Genomic DNA, 16,978 nt, shown 5'->3' with positions numbered 1-16,978 from the left:
CCTGTTTCGTTCGGTTCGTGTCCAGTTCTTTGCAGCCGCCGTGCCAGCCGATGATCAGCCCCGGGCAGCGGCGATCAGCCCCTTCATGCGGGCGATGGCAGCCGGCAGACCCTCGAACACCGACGCCGAAATCAGGAAATGGCCGATCGAGACCTCGCTGATTTCAGGGATGGCGGCGATGGGCGTGATGGTCTCATAGCTCAGGCCATGCCCGGCATGGCATTGAAGATTCAGGGTTTTGGCGTAACGCGCGGCCTCGGCCAGCTTCGCCGCCAGCGCTGCGCGCGCCGCGGCCGGGGCATCGGCATAGGTGCCGGTGTGCAGCTCGATCGCCTGGGCGCCCAGCTCGGCGATCCTTGCAATTTGCAATGCATCGGGTTCGACAAAAAGCGAGACCTCGATGCCGAGGCCGGCCAGGCGCCGTATCGCCTCGGCCAGGAAGGGGCCGGCGCGCAGCACATCGAGCCCGCCCTCGGTGGTGAGTTCGGCGCGCTTCTCGGGGACGATGCAGACGGCGGGCGGGCGCAGGCGCTCGGCCAGGGCCACCATCTCCTCCGTCGCGGCCATTTCGAAGTTCAGGCGGGTCTCGACCTCGGTCGCCACGCGCTCCAGGTCCCGGTCGCGGATGTGGCGGCGATCCTCGCGCAGATGCATGGTCACGCCATCGGCGCCGGCGGCCATGGCCACGCGCGCCGCCTCGACCGGGCAGGGGAAGTGGCCGCCGCGGGCGTTCCGCAGCGTCGCCACATGGTCCACGTTCACGGAGAGGCGCATCAGTGGCGGTTCCTTCGATGATCGGCGAGTTGGGCGGCGAGGCGGATCGCCGCGATCAGGCTGTCCGCGCTGGCCACGCCCTGCCCCGCGATGTCGAGCGCGGTGCCGTGGTCGGGGCTGGTGCGGATGATGGAGAGGCCGAGGGTGACGTTCACGCCGCCCGCCATGTCCAGCGTCTTGATCGGGATGAGGGCCTGGTCGTGGTAGAGGCAGATGGCGGCATCGTAGCGCGGCCGGGCCTGGGCCGTGAACATCGTGTCCGGCGGCCAGGGGCCGGTGGCGGCGATGCCTTGTGCCTTCAGTTGGGCCACGGCGGGCGCCACGATCGCGTCATCCTCATGGCCGAGCGTGCCGGCCTCCCCCGCATGGGGGTTCAGGCCGGCGATGGCGAGGCGGGGTGCCGCGATGCCGAAATCCCGCCGCAGCGCGTCATGCGTGATGCGCGCGTGTTCGACGATGAGTTCGGGCGTGAGGCGTGCGATGGCGTGGGCCAGCGGCTCATGCACCGTGACGGGCACCACGCGCAGTTCCGGGCAGGCCAGCATCATCACGGGCGGCACGCCGGTGCCCGCCAGCTCGCCCAGGAATTCGGTGTGGCCCGGATGGGCGAATCCCGCGGCGGTGAGGACGGATTTCTGGATCGGGTTGGTGACGATGCCCTCCACCGCGCCGGACTGTGCCAGTGCCACCGCCTCGCGGATCGCGGCGATGACGGCGGGCGCGGTGGCGGTGCCGGGCCGGCCGGGCGTGGCCGGCACGGGCAGCGGGCGGTGCAGGACCGGCAGGGCGTCGGCGAAGCGCGCCTCGCCCGCATCTGTGATGCGCTGGACGGGGGCACCCGTGATGCGATCGGCGTCGTCGATCAGCAGGAAGGCGGGGCCGGTGGCGCGCAGCGCGTGCCAGGCCTTCACGGCGATCTCGGCGCCGATGCCGGCGGGTTCGCCCATGGTGAGTGCGAGCATGGCGACGCTGTAGCAGAGGGCCGCGCTGGGCACGAGGGGCGCGGCTGCCGCATGATGGGCTTGCGGCGGCGCAAGGCCGCGAATCAGCGCAGGGGATAGAAGGGCGCGTGCTCGCCAATTGCCTTCATGATCTGGCCGCGCTCGGTCCGGCCGGGCTTCCCGCGCTGATGGGCGCGCTCTTCCTCGCGGGGCTCGCGGGGGGGCTCGCGCATTGCGCGGTGATGTGCGGGCCCTTCGTGCTGGCCCAGGCGGCGGCGACGGCGGATCAGAGCCTCGGCGGCGGCATGCTGCGGCGGCTCGGGGGCGCGGCGCTGGTGCCCTATCACCTGGGGCGCGCGCTTGGCTACGCGGCTCTGGGCGCGGTGGCGGGCGGCGCGGGGGCGCTGCTGGCGCAGGCGAGCGGGCTGCGCTGGCTGGCGGCCATCCTGCTGGGGCTGGCGGCGCTGCTCATGCTGGCCCAGGCCTCCACGCGCCTCGCGGCATGGCTGCCCAAGCTGCCCGCGCCGCGCCTGCCGCGCGCGCTGGAGGCGCAGCTGGGCGGGCTGCTGGCGGCGCCCACCGGCTGGCGCGGCGTGCGGCTCGGCCTGCTGCTCTCGGCGCTGCCCTGCGGGCTGCTCTATGCGGCGCTGGCGGCGGCGGCGGGCTCGGGCAGCGCGCTCGCGGGCGGGCTCGCCATGCTGGCCTTCGTGCTCGGCACCGTGCCGGCGCTGGCGGGCGTGGCCCTGCTCGGCCGCTTCTTCGGGCATGCCATCGGGCCGCGCTGGCGCGCGCTGGGCGGGGTGCTCTTCCTGCTGAATGCGGCCGTGCTGATGGGCCTCGCGGTGCAGATGATCGCCTGAGGCCGCTTCACGCTTGCTTCACCATCCGCGTGGCAAGGTCCCGCTGGGGCCGGCCAGGCGCGGCCTGAAGCAGGAGGCTTGGGACAGGATGTCGCGCATCGCGGTCACGGGCTCGCTGCCCGGCTCGATCAACGAGAACACGCCCCTCTGGGACTGGATCGGTCATCTGCGCATCAGCATCGACCCCGCGCTGATCCGCTTCGTCGAGGTCTCCGGCTTCGGCGCGAACTTCTTCGATGTGTCGCTGAACCGCAGCACCGGCGTCCTCACCATCACGCCACTGGCACGCGCCGATCATGAATGGTTCGTGACCAACAACATCTCGGCGAACATCACCTTCGCGCTGCGCTTCTTCATGATGGATGGCAGCATCCTGGAGAGCAGCGGCAGCTACGCCGTCACGGTCCTCAACCTGGACGATACGCCGCCGCAGGGGCTGCGCTTCCTGACCGGCGGCACGGTCGCGGCGGGGGCGGCGGGGGCCACCATCGGGCGCCTCCAGGTCACCGATCCCGATACGAGCACGGGCTTCACCTTCACCATCCGCGAGGATGACGACTGGCTCTTCATGGTGGTGGGGGACACGCTGCGCCTGCGCCCCGGCCTTTCCATTCCGCTGGCCGACGGGCCGCAGCGCGAGCTGGTGATCACCGTCTCGGACGGGACCCAGTCCGCCGCCCTCACCCTCTCGATCGGCGTCACAGCGCTCGGCATCAACAATGGCGGCACGGTGGACCTGCTGGAGAGCCATGAATCGGCCAATGGCTTCCGCTGGGCCGCGCCGGGCAACCTCTTCTCCATGCGGATGAGCCATGAGATCGCCTCGATCCGAGACTTCGGCTCCATCATCCACCTGCAGATGCGCGACGGCAGCGGCGTGACGGTGGAGCAGCCCGCGGTGATCGACCTGATGGATGGCTACATCACCTTCTCCGGCGACGGGCTGCCCGGCCGGGTCTGGGCCATCTACGAGACGGTGCTGAACCGCGACCCGCGGCATGGCGAGATGGCGGCCGCCGTGGCGCGGCTCGCGGCCGGCGGGACCACCCAGGCCCTGGTGAGCGACCTGCTGGGCAGCGCGGAATTCGCGAGCCGCTTCGGCGCGCGCAGCAATACCGGCTTCGCCGAGCTGATGTACACCAACAGCGTCGGCTGGACGGATGCCGGCGGCATCAGCTTCCACGCCGGGCGCCTCGACCAGGGCCGCAGCCGCGTGGATCTGGTGGAGGATTTCGTGAAATGGCGCGTCGAATCGCTCGATCATGCCCGGCAGCGCGCGGAGAATGGCGGCATCTTCGTGCCGCGCGACTGGGTGGACCGCCTGGATGAGCTGACCGACCGTCAGCTCGACGCCATGGCCATCGGAAACTGGTGGGCGAACCAGATCCTCGCGGGCGACACCCGCATGCGCGACATGCCGGACGTGTTCAACCAGGTGATGGGCCCGCAGCCGCAACTCACGCTCTTCGGCAGCCAGCTCGAGCGCCTCTTCATGACGACCAGCGCCGCACCGGCCGCCTCGCGCTGGGCCGAGGCGCTGGGGGAGGAGCTGCTGAAGCGCGGCATGTCGCCCGCCGACTATCTGAGCGACTTCGTGCGTGGCCTCAATCTTGAGGAGACGCAGGCGCATATGCTCCCGCAGGGAATCGCCTTCCAGGCGGGCTGGTAGCGTTCGTCAGCGCGCCACGAGGTCCTTGTAGGCGTGCCAGGTGGCGTGGCCGATCAGCGGCAGTGCGATCACGAGGCCCAGGAAGAAGGGCACCAGCGCCAGGCCGGTGAAGACCACGATCAACCCGGCCCAGAGCGCCATGGCGCGCCAGTTCTCCATCACCGCCTGGATCGAGACCGTCACCGCCTCCAGGAAGCTGCAATCCGGCCGGTCGAGCAGCATGGGGACCGAGACGGCGGCGACCGAGAAGGTGACCGAGGCCAGGATGAAACCGAGGCCGGTGCCGATCACCAGGAAGGGAAACAGATCATCGCTGCGCAGCAGGGCGATGGGCAGCTCGGCGAGGGATGGCGCGAAGTTGATGCCGAAGAAGAGCGCGAAGAGCAGGCCCGCCACGCGCACCCAGAACAGGTGCAGCACCAGCAGCAGCACGCCGATCATGGCGATCTGCGTCGGGTTGCGGCGGAAACCGGCCATGGCCTCGGCCAGCGTGGTGCTCTCGCCGAGGGCGCGGCGACGGCTCGTCTCATAGAGGCCGGTGGCCAGCAGCGGGGCGAGGATGAAGAAGCCGGCCGTGGCGGGCAGGATGGCCCAGGCGGTGCCGACCTCGAACATGAGCCAGGCGAAGATCCAGCCGGCGAGAGCCAGCACCGCGCCATAGGAAAGGCTGACGGCCTTGTTCGCCATCATGTCCTGCCAGCCCAGCGTCAGCCAGGTCCAGGGGCGGTCGGTGCTGACATGGCGGATGCGACTCCGCCCGAAACCGGTGCCTTCGCCGATCGTTTCGGTGTTCATGCGTGACCTCCCGCGTTTTGCGCCGACCATAGCACCGCCCGATGCGGCCCGCGCAACTGAGCACCGCATTCCGCGCAACGCGCATTGATCCTGATCAAGGACGTTGCCCCCTTGGGATGCTTCCGTCCCGGCGTGGATAGGCAAGGCGCGCCGTTGCGCGCGCAAAAGGAAGGACAAGAACCGATGGCCCTGGCAGGTGCCGCCCCATCAGGCGCAATGGCTGTGCGCAGCCCTCCGGACTATGTCGAGGCGCCGATCCGCGCCTTTGCCATCGCCACCATGTTCTGGGGCGTGGTGGGCTTCCTGGTGGGCGTGGTCATCGCCTCCCAGCTCGCCTTTCCCCTGCTGAACCTGGACCTGGAATGGACCAGCTTCGGCCGGCTGCGCCCGGTGCATACCAGTGCCGTCATCTTCGCCTTCGGCGGCAACGCGCTGATCGGCACCAGCCTCTACATCGTGCAGCGCACCTGTCGCGCGCGGCTCTTCGGCGGCGAGGAGATGGGCTGGTTCATCTTCTGGGGCTACCAGTTCTTCATCGTCACGGCGGCGCTGGGCTACGTGCTGGGCGTCACGCAGGGCAAGGAATACGCGGAGCCCGAATGGTTCTCCGACCTGTTCCTGACGGTGCTCTGGGTGATCTACCTGGTGGCCTTCGGCGGCACGCTGGTGCGGCGCGAGGAGCCGCACATCTATGTCGCCAACTGGTTCCTGCTCGCCTTCATCATCACGGTGGCGGTGCTGCATATCGGCAACAACATCTCGCTGCCGCTGGCCTGGGGCAGCACCTTCTCCTACGCGGCACCCGCGGGCGTGCAGGGGGCGATGATCCAGTGGTGGTACGGCCACAACGCGGTGGGCTTCTTCCTGACCGCGGGCTTCCTGGGGATGATGTACTACTTCATCCCCAAGCAGGCGGACCGGCCGGTCTATTCCTACCGCCTCTCCATCGTGCATTTCTGGTCCATCATCTTCCTCTACATCTGGGCCGGCCCGCACCACCTGCACTACACCGCGCTGCCCGACTGGGCGCAGACGCTCGGCATGGTGTTCTCGGTGATGCTGTGGATGCCGAGCTGGGGCGGGATGATCAACGGAATCATGACGCTGAGCGGCGCCTGGGACAAGCTGCGCACCGACCCCGGCCTGCGCTTCTCGGTCACCGCCGTCGCCTTCTACGGCATGTCCACCTTCGAAGGCCCCGTCATGTCCATCAAGGCGGTGAACAGCCTGTCGCACTACACCGACTGGACGATCGGCCACGTGCATTCCGGCGCGCTCGGCTGGAACGGCTTCATCACCTTCGGCGCGCTCTACTGGCTGGTGCCGGTGCTGTGGCGCAAGCGCGCCATGTTCAGCGCGCGGCTGATCGAGTGGCACTTCTGGTTGGCGACGCTCGGCATCGTTCTCTACATCACGGCGATGTGGGTCTCGGGCATCATGCAGGGCCTCATGTGGCGCGCCTATGACGAGCTGGGCTTCCTGCAATACAGCTTCGTCGAGACCGTGGCGGCGATGCACCCCTACTACGTCATCCGCATGCTGGGCGGCCTGCTCTACCTGACCGGCGCGCTGCTGATGGCGTGGAACATGTTCAAGACCATCACGAGCGAAGAGCTGCGTGCGCCCGCCCCGGCGAGCGTGCCGGCCGGCGCCGTGGCCGCTGAGTGAAGGAGGCTCCCATGCTCAAGAAATTCTCCCATGGCATGATCGAGCGGAACGTCATCCTGCTCGGCGTGCTCACCCTGATCACCATTTCCATCGGCGGTCTCGCGCAGGTGGTGCCGCTCTTCACGGTGGAGAGCACGATCGAGCGCGTGCAGGGGGTGCGCCCCTACACGCCGCTCGAGCTGATGGGCCGCAACATCTATGTGCGCGAGGGCTGCTACGCCTGCCACAGCCAGATGGTGCGCCCCTTCCGCGACGAGGCGGAGCGCTACGGCCATTTCAGCCTCGCGGCCGAGAGCATGTATGACCGCCCCTTCCAGTGGGGCAGCAAGCGCACCGGCCCGGACCTGGCGCGCGTCGGCGGCAAGTATTCGGATGACTGGCAGGCGCAGCACCTGCGTGACCCGCGCTCGCTGGTGCCCGAGAGCATCATGCCGCCCTACAGCTTCCTCGACCGTCCGCTCGACTACCGGAACATCCAGTCGCACCTGCGCACGCAGCGGGCGCTGGGCGTGCCCTACAGCGAGGAGATGATCGCCAATGCGCGCTCGGACCTCGAGACGCAGGCGCGGCCGGATGCGGATGCGGCGGGCTTCTCGGGCCGCTACGCCCGGGCACGCCAGGGTGCCTTCGACGGCAACCCCGCCGTGATCACGGAGATGGATGCGCTGGTCGCCTATATGCAGATGCTGGGCACGCTGGTGCAGTTCCGCGACGTGACGCCCGAACAGCTGCGGCAGCAATGAGGAGGATGCGCGATGCATGAGTGGCAATCCCTCTTCAACTCGCTCTGGGTCGCCTGGTTCTTCCTGCTCTTCGGCGGGATCCTGATCTGGACGCTGCGCCCCTCCAAGCGGGCGGAATGGCAACAACGCGGAAGCATGATCTTCCAGGATGACGAAAGCAGGAGGCGCTGAGACATGCCCACCAAGATCGAAAAGGACAGCGTCTCCGGCCAGATGACCACGGGCCATGAGTGGGATGGGCTGAAGGAGCTGAACACGCCGCTGCCCAAGTGGTGGCTGTACACCTTCTATGCCTGCATCGCCTTCTCGCTGGTCTGGGTGGTGCTCTATCCCGCGCTGCCGATCAGCGGCGCGACCGGGCTGCTCGGCTGGACGGCGCGCGGCGCCTTGCCGGCCCAGCAGGCGGCGGAACGCGCGCGGATCGAACCGATGATGGCGCGGCTGCGCGCGGCGACGCCCGAGCAGATCGCGGCCGATCCGGAGCTGCGCGCCTTCGCCCTGGCCGGCGGGCGCGTCGCCTTCGCCAATAATTGCGCGGGCTGCCATGGCGCGGGCGGGCAGGGGGCGGCGGGCGGCTTCCCGAGCCTCGCCGATGATGACTGGATCTATGGCGGCAGCTTCGACGCCATCCAGCACACCATCCGGCACGGCGTGCGCGCGAATGAGAGCGATGACCAGCGCGGCGTGGCCATGCCGGCCTTCCAGGCGACCGGCATGCTCAATGCGGCGCAGGTGAGCGACACGGCGGAATTCGTGCTGAGCCTGACCGGCCGCAGCACCGATCCTGCCGCCGTGACGCGCGGCGAGGCGCTCTACGCCGAGAACTGCGCGAGCTGCCATGGCGATCGCGGCGAGGGCAATCGCGACCTCGGCGCGCCCAGGCTGAATGACCGCATCTGGCTCTATGGCGGCGAGAAGGCGGACATCATGCGCAGCATCGCCAATAGCCGCGCGGGCGTGATGCCCTCCTGGCAGGGCCGCCTCGACCCCGCCACCATCAACATGCTCACCGTCTATGTGCATGCGCTGGGCGGGGGGGAGTAAGGTTCCGCCATGTCCGTGATCCCGCCGCGCGCGCCGCAGCCCGAGGAGGCCTCGCTCTACGCCTCCCACCAGAAGGTCTATCCGCGCGCGGTGCAGGGCGCAGTGCGGCGGGTGAAATGGGCCGTGCTCATCCTGCTGCTGGGGCTCTACTACATCGTGCCCTGGCTGCGCTGGGATCGCGGGCCGAATGCGCCGAACCAGGCGGTGCTGGCGGATATGGCCAATGCCCGTCTCTTCTTCTTCTGGTTCGAGCTCTGGCCGCAGGAGATCTACTTCCTGACGGGGATCCTGGTGCTCGGTGCCATCGGCCTCTTCGCCGTGACGTCGCTGTTCGGCCGCATCTGGTGCGGCTTCACCTGCCCGCAGACGGTCTGGACCGATCTCTTCCTATGGATCGAGCGCAAGATCGAGGGTGACCGCAACGCCCGCATCAAGCTGGACCAGGGGCCGCGCAATGGCGCCTGGTGGCGGGCGAAGCTCTTCAAGCACGCGGCCTGGTTCGCCATCGCGATGGCCACGGGCGGCGCCTGGATCATGTATTTCAACGATGCGCCGACCGTCACCTGGGCGATGCTGACGGGCCAGGCAAGCCTCTCGGTCTATGGGTTCTTCGCGCTCTTCACGGCGACGACCTATGTGCTGGCGGGCGCGGCGCGGGAGCAGGTCTGCACCTATATGTGCCCCTGGCCGCGCTTCCAGGGCGCGATGCTGGACGAGAACAGCCTGGTCGTGACCTATCGCGACTGGCGGGGTGAGCCGCGTGGCAAGCCGAACGACCCGACCGCGGGCGATTGCGTGGATTGCAAGGCCTGCGTGCATGTCTGCCCCACGGGGATCGACATCCGCGACGGGCAGCAGCTGGAATGCATCGGCTGCGGGCTTTGCGTGGATGCCTGCGACGACGTGATGAAGAAGCTGGACCGCCCCACCGGGCTGATCGCCTTCGAGACCCTGAAGAACCTCGCCGCCAGCCAGGCCGCGACCAAGGGCATGGCGCCGGGGGCGGAGCGGCTGGCGCGCGGCATGGCGGTGCGCACGCGGCAGAAGGTCGTCCGCCCGCGCACGCTGGTCTATGCCGGCGTTCTCACCGCCGTGATCGTCGTGATGCTGGGCGCCTGGCTGATGCGCGAGACGCTGACGCTGACCGTGCTGCGTGACCGCGCGCCGCTCTATGTGCAGCTCTCCGACGGCGGGTTGCGCAACGGATACACGCTGAAGCTCGCGAACAAGCTGCGCGGCGAGCTCTCGCTGCCGATGGTGCTGGAAGGCCCGGCCGGCCTGCGCCTCACCGTGCAGGATGCCGCGCTGGATGCCGAAGGGCGCCCGCTGCTGACGACACGCGATGACGGCATCACGCAGTGGCGCGCCTTCGTGACCGCGCCCGAGGGGCTCCGGCTGCGCGGCAGCACACCCATCACCTTCCGTCTGCTCGATGCGCAGGGCCGCACAATCCTGCGCCATTCCACCGTCTTCTTGGGACCCGACCGATGAGAGACATCCAAGCGCATGACCCGAACCGCGGCCGCTGGATCCCCTGGGTCTTCGTCGGCGGCATGGCGGTGGTGGTGGCGGTGAACGCGGTGCTGATCACCCAGGCGATCGGCACCTTCACCGGCGTGACCGTGGGGCAGTCCTATGATCGCGGCCGCACCTACAATCATGTGCTGGCCGAGGCCGCGCGCCAGGATGCGCTGGGCTGGACGCTGAACACGCGGCTGGAAGGCGGCCGGCTGACGGTGAACGCGCGGGAGAACAGCGGCGCGTCGGTGCGCGGCGTGCTGGAGGGCCACATGCTGCGCCCGCTGGATGGCGAGCGCGTGGCCCTGCCGGACACCGCCGGGACGGGCCGCTTCACCATCGAGCTGCCGGAGTTGCGCGCCGGCCTCTGGGAGTTCCGCGGCCTGCTGGTCTCCGAGCAGGGTGCGCGGCACGACATCCGGCAGCGCTTCACGCTTCCATGAGCCATATCGGCCGCCCTGTCTGCGCGCATTGCGGCGCGCCGAGCGCCACCCGCTTCTGCTGCACGGGCTGCGAGGGCGCGCATGCGCTGGTGCAGGGGCTCGGCCTCGATGCCTTCTACCGCCGGCGCGAGGGGGCGGAGGGCATGCTCAAGCCGGAGGGGCCGCCGAGTGCCGATTTCACCGGCCTCGCGCAGCTCAACCGCGATGGCACGCACACGCTGGAGCTGATGGTGGCGGGGCTGACCTGCGGCGCCTGCATCTGGCTGGTGGAGCAGGCGCTGGCCGCCGAGCCCGACGTGACGCGGGCGCGGGCCAATCTCTCGACGCGGCGCCTCTCCGTGACCTGGCGGGGCGAGGCCTCGCGCGGGAATGATCTGGCGGCGGTGGTCGCGCGGCTGGGGTTCCGGGTGGCGCCCTTCTCGCCCGCCTGCCTGCGCGCGAGCGAGGATGCGGAGGGGCGCGAACTGACGCGCGCGCTCGGCATCGCCAGCTTCGGCGCGATGAATGTCATGCTCGTCTCCGTCGCCGTCTGGGCGGGCAGCGACATGGGGCCCGACACGCGCCACATGATGCATTGGCTGGCGGCGCTGATCGGCATGCCGACGGTGGCCTATGCGGGCATGCCGCTGTTCCGCTCGGCCTGGCGTGGGCTGCGCGCGGGGCGGCTGAACATGGATTGCGCCGTTTCGCTCGGCATCCTCGCCACCACGGCGATGTCGCTGAGCGAGACGATGCGCAATGGCGACTTCACCTGGTTCGATGGCGCGACGGCGCTGCTGGCGCTGATGCTGGCGGGGCGCGTGCTCGACCGCGCGGCGCGGCGGCGGGCGCGGCAGAGTGCGGCCGAATTGCTGGCCTTGCAGGAAGGCAGCGTCACCGTGCTGGGCGAGGCGCATCCGGTCCCGATGGAGCGCGTGCCGGTGGGGGCGCGCATCCTGGTGGCGAGCGGCGAGCGGTTGCGCCTGGATGCGGTGCTGGAGGATGAGACGGCGCTGCTCGACACCGCCGCCACCACGGGCGAGAGCCTGCCGCGATCCTTCGCGCGCGGTGAGGCGCTGGCGGCGGGCGGCGTGAACATGGGCGCCCCCTTCACGGCGCGCGTCACGGCCGCGGCGCGCGATGGCTCGCTGGCCGCCATGGCCCGCATGCTGGAGCGGGCGGAGCAGGCGCGCGGGCGCTACACCTCGCTCGCCGATCGCGCGGCGCGGATCTATGTGCCCGTCGCGCATGTGGTCGCATTCTGCACCTTCCTGGGCTGGTGGCTGCTGGCTGGCGTGACGTGGCAGGCGGCGCTGGTGCCGGCGGTGGCGGCGCTGATCATCACCTGCCCCTGCGGCCTGGCGATCGCCGTGCCGGCGGTGCAGGTCGTGGCCTCCGGCGCGCTGTTCCGGCGCGGGGTGCTGCTCTCCTCGCCGACCGGGCTGGAGCGGCTGGCGAGTGCCGATCATGTGGTGCTGGACAAGACCGGCACGTTGACGGAAGGCCGCCCGCGCCTGCTGCCCGGTGCTTGGAATGACGAGGATCTGCGGGTTGCCGCGAGCCTGGCCGCCACCAGCCGTCACCCCTTGGCGCGCGCGCTGACGCGGGCCTGCCCAGAGGTGGCGCCGGATGCGGGCGTGGTGGAGGTGCCGGGCGCGGGATTGGTGCGGGGCGAGACGCGGCTGGGTTCGGCCGCCTTCCTGGGCTTGGCCGAGGATGCCGGCATGGCGCTGCACCTGACGCGGCCGGGCCATGCGCCGGTCACCTTCCGCTTCGAGGATTCGCTGCGGGCCGATGCGGCCGCCGCCGTGCAGGCCTTCCAGCGCGCGGGGCTCGGCGTGGAGCTGCTCTCGGGCGATGCGCCCGAGGTGGTGGAGCGGCTGGCGCGGGAGGCGGGGATCAGCGTCTTCACCGCGCGCGCGACGCCCGAGGCCAAGGCGGCGCGGATCGCCGCGCTCACCGCGCAGGGCCGCCGGGTGCTGATGGTGGGCGACGGCATCAATGACGCGGCGGCGCTGGCGGCGGCGCATGTCTCGGCCGCACCCGCCGAGGGCACGGACCTCGCCCAGGCGGCGAGCGACTTCGTGCTGATGGGCGGCGGGCTGCTGCCGCTGGCCGAGGCGGTGGAGCGCGCGCGCCGGGCGCAGCTTGCGGCACGTCAAAACATCGCGCTGGCTTTCGGCTACAACATCATCGCGGTGCCGGTGGCGGTGGCGGGCTTCGCCACGCCGCTCATCGCGGCCCTGGTGATGGCGACCTCCTCGCTCGCCGTCATCGGCAACGCATTGCGGGTGGGACGATAGATGGACACGCTCGTTTGGCTGATTCCGCTGGCGCTGCTGCTGGGCGGCCTCGCCCTCATCGCCTTCATCTGGGCGATGCGCTCCGGCCAATACGAGGATCTGGACGGCGCGGCCGCCCGCATCCTCTTCGATGACGACCTCAAGAAAGGAGGCTGACCCCATGCCGATCTCTTCCGGCTTTTTCATCGCCCTGTATCTGGTCTTTGCGCTGGTCGGCCTGTTCGGCGCGGCGCGGGCGGATGGGTATCTCTATATCTTCTCGCTGCTGCTGATGGCCTTCGGGCTCTGGATGGCCTTCAGCGTCGTCAAGCGCCACTACGACGCGAAGGACGCGCATTGATGCGCTGAGAGGCTGATTCACCGCTTCGGCTGCGCCTCAGCGGATCAGACTCTGGGTCACGCGGCCTTCGCCGGCTGCACGATGCGCCCATCCTCCATCGCCACGATCCGGTCGGCTATGTCGAGGATGCGGGGGTCATGCGTGACCAGCAGGATGGGAACGCCGCGCGTCTTCGCGAGGTCCCGCAGGAGGCGCACCACTTCCTGGCCGCTGACCTTGTCCAGCGCGGCGGTGGGCTCATCGGCCAGGATCAGGCCGGGTTCGCCGGCCAGCGCGCGTGCCACGGCCACGCGCTGCCGCTGCCCGCCCGAGAGGCGTGAGGGCGGCTTTTCCGCGTGATCGGCGAGGCCGACCGCCGCCAGCATCTCGCCCGCGCGCGTGAGGCGCTCGGCCTCGCTCATGCCGCCATGCAGTTCGAGCGACATGGCGACATTCTGCCGCGCGGTGAGGAAGCCCAGCAGATTGTGGTTCTGGAAGATGAAGCCGATCCGCCCGCGCAGGCGCACGCGGTCGCTCTCCGATGCGCCCGCGAGTTCCTGCCCCAGCACGCGCGCCTTGCCCAACTGCATGGCCCGCAGCGCGCCGATCAGCGTCAGCAGCGTCGTCTTGCCCGAGCCGGATGGTCCCGTCAGCAGCACGATTTCCCCGGGCGAGATGGACAGATCCACCTCCCGCAGCACCTCCCGCCGCAGCGCGCCCTCGCCATAGGCGAAGGTGATCCCGGAAAGCTCAACAGGGTTCACAACGCACCTCGCAGCGAAACCACCCGAGCAGAACGGCCCGTGCCCTGCCCACTGGCCGCCCCCCGATGGGCGGCGTGGCTTCGCCACGCCAACCAGCCGACGCCCCCAGAAGCAGCGCCAACCGGGGCCCCCGCGGCGACGCAAAGCGGCGTCGTGGGGAACACGATCGGGGCCCCCGCGAAAGCGCGCAGCGATTTCGTGGGGAGCTTCAAAACATATCCGCCGGATTGGCGTCCCTCAGCTTGCGCATGGCGAGCAGGCCAGCGACGGCGCACATGGTGAAGATCATCAGGAACACCGTGACCGCGCGCTCGGGATACATGGCGAGCGGCAGGAAGGTCGCAGCCCCCACCCAGTTGTAGAGCCAGGCGGAAAGCAGCAGGCCCGGGATAAAGCCGATGATGGCGAGGATGAAGGCCTCGCTCATCACGACGCGCGAGAGATAGCCGTTGGAATAGCCCATGGCCTTGAGCGTGGCGTATTCCGAGATATGGCTCGCGATGTCGGAGAAGAGGATCTGGTAGACGATCACCATGCCCACCACGAGGCCCATCAGGCTGCCGAAGACGAAGATGAAGCCGATCGGCGTGCCGTTCTCCCAATAGGCGCGCTCATGCGCGACCAGCTCGGCATGGGTCATCACCATGACGTCGCCGGGCAGCAACTCGCGCAGGCGGGCCTGGACGGCGCGCGGGTCGGCACCCTCATGCAGCTTGAGGGCCACGAGGTCGGTGTTGGAGACGCGGCGTTCGAAGACGCGGCGGAAATTCGTCTCGCTGAGGACCACATTGCCATCCGCGCCGAAGCTGGGGCCGATCTCGACCAGGCCGACGAGGCGCATCTCGCGATGCCCCACCTGCACCTGGAAGGGGCCGCGCTCGGCGAAGAGCTGGCCGATGGGGCCGAATTCGGGGCGGGAGCGCACGTCGAAGGCGACGGTGTCCGGCTGCTTCAGCGCCTCGACCAGGGGTGCCAAGCCGGTGAAGCCGACCGCACCCGCCTCGGCATCCAGGCCGATGAGCTGCACGGCGCGGCGGCGGCCGGTCTCGGGGTTCCGCCAGGTGGCCTGGGCCAGGTAGATCGGCACGGCGACGGCGACATCGGGGTCGGCCAGCGTCTGGAAGGCGCGGGCGCGGGGCAGGGGCTCGGGGCGGAAGCTCGCATCCGTCATGGGGTGCATGAGGAAGAGGTCGGCCCGCATGGCGCCCAGCATGTTGGTCGCGCTGTCGAAGAGCGCGCCACGGAAGCCGAGCTGCATGAAAACCAGCACGCAGGCGAACATGACGCCGGCCATGGCGGCGAGCAGGCGGGATTTCTCGGCGCGCAGCTGCCGCCAGGCGAGGCGCAGCGGCAGCAGCAGGAAGGCGGCCGGGCCGGGCGCCACGCGCGGGCGGGGCGGAATGGGCTCGCCGGTCAGTTCCGGCGCCCAGGGGAGCAGGTTCTCGGTGCTGCTGATCTGGTTCATCGGGCGGCCACCGCGGGCTCCTGGGCGCGGATCGCGACCTGCACCTGCATGCCGGTGCGGCGGCGCAGCAGGGCCGCGCCGTCTTCGGAGAGGGTAAGGCGGACTTCCACGGTGCGGCTGTCCACCGCGGCCACCGGGTCTGTCCCCGCCTGGGTGGTGCGGCGCACCTGCCAGCCGATCTCGCGCAGCGTGGCCATGACGCGCTGGCGTTCGCCGGGGATGAGGATCTCGGCCGTCATGCCGGGGCGCAGGCGGGGCAGGTCGGTCTCGAAGACATCGGCCACCACGTCCATGCGGGTCAGGTCGGCCAGTTCCATCACGCCGTCATTGCCCACCTGGTCACCGGGGCGGGCGAAGATGCGCAGGATGGTGCCGGCGATGGGGGCGCGGACGCGGGCGAGTTCCGCATCGGCGCGGGCCTTGGCGAGGGCCGCTTCGGCGCCGGCGACGCGCGCCTCGGCGAGGCGGAGGTCCTCCTCGCGCGGGGTGGAGAGGGTCTGCAGATCGGCCTCGGCCTGGGCGCGCTCGGCGGAGAGGCGCAGCAGCAGGAAGCGGTTGCGCTCGGCCTGCGCCTCGGAACCGGCGCCGGAGGGGACGAGCCGGTCGGTGCGGTTGGCGTCGCGCCGGGCGATCTCCTCCTGGGCGGCGAGCGCGGCGATGCGGGCGCGCTGGGCGGCGATTTCGGTGGGCCGGCCCGCCTCGCGGACGCGGGCGAGTGCGGCGCGGAGTTCGGCGAGGCTCGCCTCGGCCTGCTGGGCGGCGGCGTCCTTCATCTCGGCATCGGCGAATTCGGCGAGGAGCTGGCCCTCGGTGACGAGATCGCCCTCGGTGACCAGCACGCGCGAGAGGCGCGTGACGGCCATGCCGCCCGGCTGGTTCAGCTTGCGGATGCGCGAGGCGGGCTCGACGCGGCCCAGCGCGCCGACGCCCAGCGGCACGGCGGGGGCGGTGACGATTGGGGCGGGGGCGGGCGGCGGCGCCTGGTTGGCATAGACATAGTAGCCCGCGCCGGCGGCGAGCAGGGCGACGCCGAGGAGGAGCTTGCCCTTCATGCGGCCTCTCCCCGCGCCAGGGTTTCGAGCGCGGCGCGGATGGCGGCCTGATCCTCCGGCGTCTGCTGGTACATGCCGAAGAGCTGGCCGAAGAAGAGGCCGTCGCTGGCGGCCATGATGGCCAGTGCATGGCCGGGGGGCAGCTTGTCGGCGCGCAGATGGTCGCGGATGCGGGCGAAGACGGCGCGGATGGGGGCGAGCATCGCCGGGTCATGGTGGAAGACGGCGAGGAAGACGGCGCCGGCGCGCTGATGCTCGTCGCAGATCTGCTCGGGGTGGTCGAAGACCCAGGAGAGGATGGCGCGGCTGGCGGGGGCCGGGCCGGTCTGGGCGGCGAGCACCGCCTGGAAGTCCCGCTCCACGGATTCCGCGAGGCGCGCGACCAGGCCGTGCAGCATCGCCTCCTTGGAGGCGAAGTGATAGAGCAGCCCGCCCTTGGAAATGCCGGCCGCGCGGGCCGCGGCCTCCAGCGTCAGGGCCGGCACGCCCTTGGCCTGCACGATCCGCTCGGCGGCGTCGAGGATGCGGGTGCGGACATCCGGGAGGGGCGCCGCCTGGGGGGCGTCATCGGGCATGGGCTGACAACTATACCGTCTGGACGGTTTGTCAAGAAATCACTGTACCGGCCAGACGGTTGGTGC

The 16,978-nt window shown here is 70.2% G+C and carries 18 protein-coding genes; 11 read left to right on the top strand and 7 right to left on the bottom strand.

The window, feature by feature from the left end; translation table 11 throughout:
- Positions 1–54 precede the first annotated feature (54 nt).
- On the bottom strand, positions 55–774 hold the full coding sequence (locus tag KTR66_RS08525; RefSeq protein WP_213612156.1) for a pyridoxine 5'-phosphate synthase: 720 nt from the start codon (positions 772–774) through the stop codon (positions 55–57).
- The gene (gene pdxA, locus KTR66_RS08520) at positions 774–1,736 is read right to left on the bottom strand and encodes a 4-hydroxythreonine-4-phosphate dehydrogenase PdxA (RefSeq protein ID WP_213612319.1); all 963 of its coding nucleotides are present in this window, start codon (positions 1,734–1,736) and stop codon (positions 774–776) included. Before pdxA ends, KTR66_RS08525 begins: the two co-directional genes overlap by 1 nt.
- Before the next feature lie 107 nt (positions 1,737–1,843).
- On the opposite strand from pdxA, the gene KTR66_RS08515 reads away from it, so the two are divergent.
- Both KTR66_RS08515 and KTR66_RS08510 read left to right on the top strand, forming a co-directional pair.
- On the top strand, positions 1,844–2,575 hold the full coding sequence (locus KTR66_RS08515; protein WP_213612155.1) for a sulfite exporter TauE/SafE family protein: 732 nt from the start codon (positions 1,844–1,846) through the stop codon (positions 2,573–2,575).
- Positions 2,576–2,663: 88 nt separating this feature from the next.
- Positions 2,664–4,244 (top strand): DUF4214 domain-containing protein, encoded by a 1,581-nt coding sequence (locus tag KTR66_RS08510; protein ID WP_213612154.1) that lies wholly within the window; start codon positions 2,664–2,666, stop codon positions 4,242–4,244.
- Between the two features lie 6 nt (positions 4,245–4,250).
- Here KTR66_RS08510 and KTR66_RS08505 read toward each other — a convergent pair whose 3' ends face one another.
- Positions 4,251–5,039: a DUF2189 domain-containing protein gene (locus KTR66_RS08505; protein ID WP_213612153.1), complete on the bottom strand. Its 789-nt coding sequence runs from the start codon at positions 5,037–5,039 to the stop codon at positions 4,251–4,253.
- A gap of 216 nt (positions 5,040–5,255) precedes the next feature.
- On the opposite strand from KTR66_RS08505, the gene ccoN reads away from it, so the two are divergent.
- Genes ccoN through KTR66_RS08460 form a run of 9 tightly spaced genes read left to right on the top strand, consistent with a single transcriptional unit; the run spans position 5,256 to position 13,077 of the window.
- Positions 5,256–6,707, top strand: coding sequence for a cytochrome-c oxidase, cbb3-type subunit I (ccoN, locus tag KTR66_RS08500; RefSeq protein ID WP_213612152.1), 1,452 nt, complete (start codon positions 5,256–5,258; stop codon positions 6,705–6,707).
- 11 nt (positions 6,708–6,718) lie between these two features.
- Positions 6,719–7,450, top strand: a complete 732-nt coding sequence (ccoO, locus tag KTR66_RS08495; RefSeq protein ID WP_213612151.1) for a cytochrome-c oxidase, cbb3-type subunit II — start codon at positions 6,719–6,721, stop codon at positions 7,448–7,450.
- Positions 7,451–7,462: 12 nt separating this feature from the next.
- On the top strand, positions 7,463–7,621 hold the full coding sequence (locus tag KTR66_RS08490) for a cbb3-type cytochrome c oxidase subunit 3 (protein ID WP_213612150.1): 159 nt from the start codon (positions 7,463–7,465) through the stop codon (positions 7,619–7,621).
- Between the two features lie 3 nt (positions 7,622–7,624).
- A complete protein-coding gene (gene ccoP, locus KTR66_RS08485; RefSeq protein WP_213612149.1) occupies positions 7,625–8,494 on the top strand; it encodes a cytochrome-c oxidase, cbb3-type subunit III in 870 nt (289 codons plus the stop codon).
- Positions 8,495–8,503: 9 nt separating this feature from the next.
- Complete coding sequence (gene ccoG, locus KTR66_RS08480) at positions 8,504–9,985, top strand: cytochrome c oxidase accessory protein CcoG (protein WP_213612148.1); 1,482 nt, start codon at positions 8,504–8,506, stop codon at positions 9,983–9,985.
- Positions 9,982–10,455 carry a FixH family protein gene (locus KTR66_RS08475; protein ID WP_213612147.1) on the top strand — a complete coding sequence of 158 codons (474 nt, stop codon included), beginning with the start codon at positions 9,982–9,984 and terminating at the stop codon, positions 10,453–10,455. Before ccoG ends, KTR66_RS08475 begins: the two co-directional genes overlap by 4 nt.
- A complete protein-coding gene (locus KTR66_RS08470; RefSeq protein WP_213612146.1) occupies positions 10,452–12,737 on the top strand; it encodes a copper-translocating P-type ATPase in 2,286 nt (761 codons plus the stop codon). The genes KTR66_RS08475 and KTR66_RS08470 overlap by 4 nt, the downstream gene beginning before the upstream one ends.
- The gene (gene ccoS, locus KTR66_RS08465; protein ID WP_213612145.1) at positions 12,738–12,893 is read left to right on the top strand and encodes a cbb3-type cytochrome oxidase assembly protein CcoS; all 156 of its coding nucleotides are present in this window, start codon (positions 12,738–12,740) and stop codon (positions 12,891–12,893) included.
- A gap of 4 nt (positions 12,894–12,897) precedes the next feature.
- Positions 12,898–13,077, top strand: a complete 180-nt coding sequence (locus KTR66_RS08460; protein ID WP_213612144.1) for a hypothetical protein — start codon at positions 12,898–12,900, stop codon at positions 13,075–13,077.
- Positions 13,078–13,133: 56 nt separating this feature from the next.
- Here KTR66_RS08460 and KTR66_RS08455 read toward each other — a convergent pair whose 3' ends face one another.
- From KTR66_RS08455 to KTR66_RS08440, 4 genes are all read right to left on the bottom strand, one after another.
- Positions 13,134–13,820 (bottom strand): ATP-binding cassette domain-containing protein, encoded by a 687-nt coding sequence (locus tag KTR66_RS08455; RefSeq protein ID WP_213612143.1) that lies wholly within the window; start codon positions 13,818–13,820, stop codon positions 13,134–13,136.
- 208 nt (positions 13,821–14,028) lie between these two features.
- Positions 14,029–15,285, bottom strand: a complete 1,257-nt coding sequence (gene devC, locus KTR66_RS08450; RefSeq protein WP_213612142.1) for an ABC transporter permease DevC — start codon at positions 15,283–15,285, stop codon at positions 14,029–14,031.
- The gene (locus KTR66_RS08445; RefSeq protein ID WP_213612141.1) at positions 15,282–16,337 is read right to left on the bottom strand and encodes an HlyD family efflux transporter periplasmic adaptor subunit; all 1,056 of its coding nucleotides are present in this window, start codon (positions 16,335–16,337) and stop codon (positions 15,282–15,284) included. The genes devC and KTR66_RS08445 overlap by 4 nt, the downstream gene beginning before the upstream one ends.
- On the bottom strand, positions 16,334–16,912 hold the full coding sequence (locus tag KTR66_RS08440) for a TetR/AcrR family transcriptional regulator (RefSeq protein ID WP_213612140.1): 579 nt from the start codon (positions 16,910–16,912) through the stop codon (positions 16,334–16,336). Before KTR66_RS08440 ends, KTR66_RS08445 begins: the two co-directional genes overlap by 4 nt.
- Positions 16,913–16,978 lie beyond the last annotated feature (66 nt).

Origin of the sequence: Roseococcus sp. SDR, from assembly GCF_019083995.1 — a bacterium.
Classification (GTDB): Bacteria; Pseudomonadota; Alphaproteobacteria; order Acetobacterales; family Acetobacteraceae; genus Roseococcus.
The sequence above is the reverse complement of the archived record's forward strand: the minus strand, read 5'-3'. Positions and strand labels throughout refer to the sequence as shown.

Coding starts and splice junctions, on each gene's coding strand:
- ccoS (WP_213612145.1), top strand. CDS start 12,738: ATGGACACGCTCGTTTGGCTGATTCCGCTGGCGCTGCTGCTGGGCGGC.
- ccoP (WP_213612149.1), top strand. CDS start 7,625: ATGCCCACCAAGATCGAAAAGGACAGCGTCTCCGGCCAGATGACCACG.
- KTR66_RS08445 (WP_213612141.1), bottom strand. CDS start 16,337: ATGAAGGGCAAGCTCCTCCTCGGCGTCGCCCTGCTCGCCGCCGGCGCG.
- ccoG (WP_213612148.1), top strand. CDS start 8,504: ATGTCCGTGATCCCGCCGCGCGCGCCGCAGCCCGAGGAGGCCTCGCTC.
- KTR66_RS08475 (WP_213612147.1), top strand. CDS start 9,982: ATGAGAGACATCCAAGCGCATGACCCGAACCGCGGCCGCTGGATCCCC.
- KTR66_RS08510 (WP_213612154.1), top strand. CDS start 2,664: ATGTCGCGCATCGCGGTCACGGGCTCGCTGCCCGGCTCGATCAACGAG.
- KTR66_RS08460 (WP_213612144.1), top strand. CDS start 12,898: ATGCCGATCTCTTCCGGCTTTTTCATCGCCCTGTATCTGGTCTTTGCG.
- ccoN (WP_213612152.1), top strand. CDS start 5,256: ATGGCTGTGCGCAGCCCTCCGGACTATGTCGAGGCGCCGATCCGCGCC.
- KTR66_RS08490 (WP_213612150.1), top strand. CDS start 7,463: ATGCATGAGTGGCAATCCCTCTTCAACTCGCTCTGGGTCGCCTGGTTC.
- KTR66_RS08505 (WP_213612153.1), bottom strand. CDS start 5,039: ATGAACACCGAAACGATCGGCGAAGGCACCGGTTTCGGGCGGAGTCGC.
- KTR66_RS08525 (WP_213612156.1), bottom strand. CDS start 774: ATGCGCCTCTCCGTGAACGTGGACCATGTGGCGACGCTGCGGAACGCC.
- KTR66_RS08440 (WP_213612140.1), bottom strand. CDS start 16,912: ATGCCCGATGACGCCCCCCAGGCGGCGCCCCTCCCGGATGTCCGCACC.
- KTR66_RS08470 (WP_213612146.1), top strand. CDS start 10,452: ATGAGCCATATCGGCCGCCCTGTCTGCGCGCATTGCGGCGCGCCGAGC.
- devC (WP_213612142.1), bottom strand. CDS start 15,285: ATGAACCAGATCAGCAGCACCGAGAACCTGCTCCCCTGGGCGCCGGAA.
- pdxA (WP_213612319.1), bottom strand. CDS start 1,736: ATGCTCGCACTCACCATGGGCGAACCCGCCGGCATCGGCGCCGAGATC.
- ccoO (WP_213612151.1), top strand. CDS start 6,719: ATGCTCAAGAAATTCTCCCATGGCATGATCGAGCGGAACGTCATCCTG.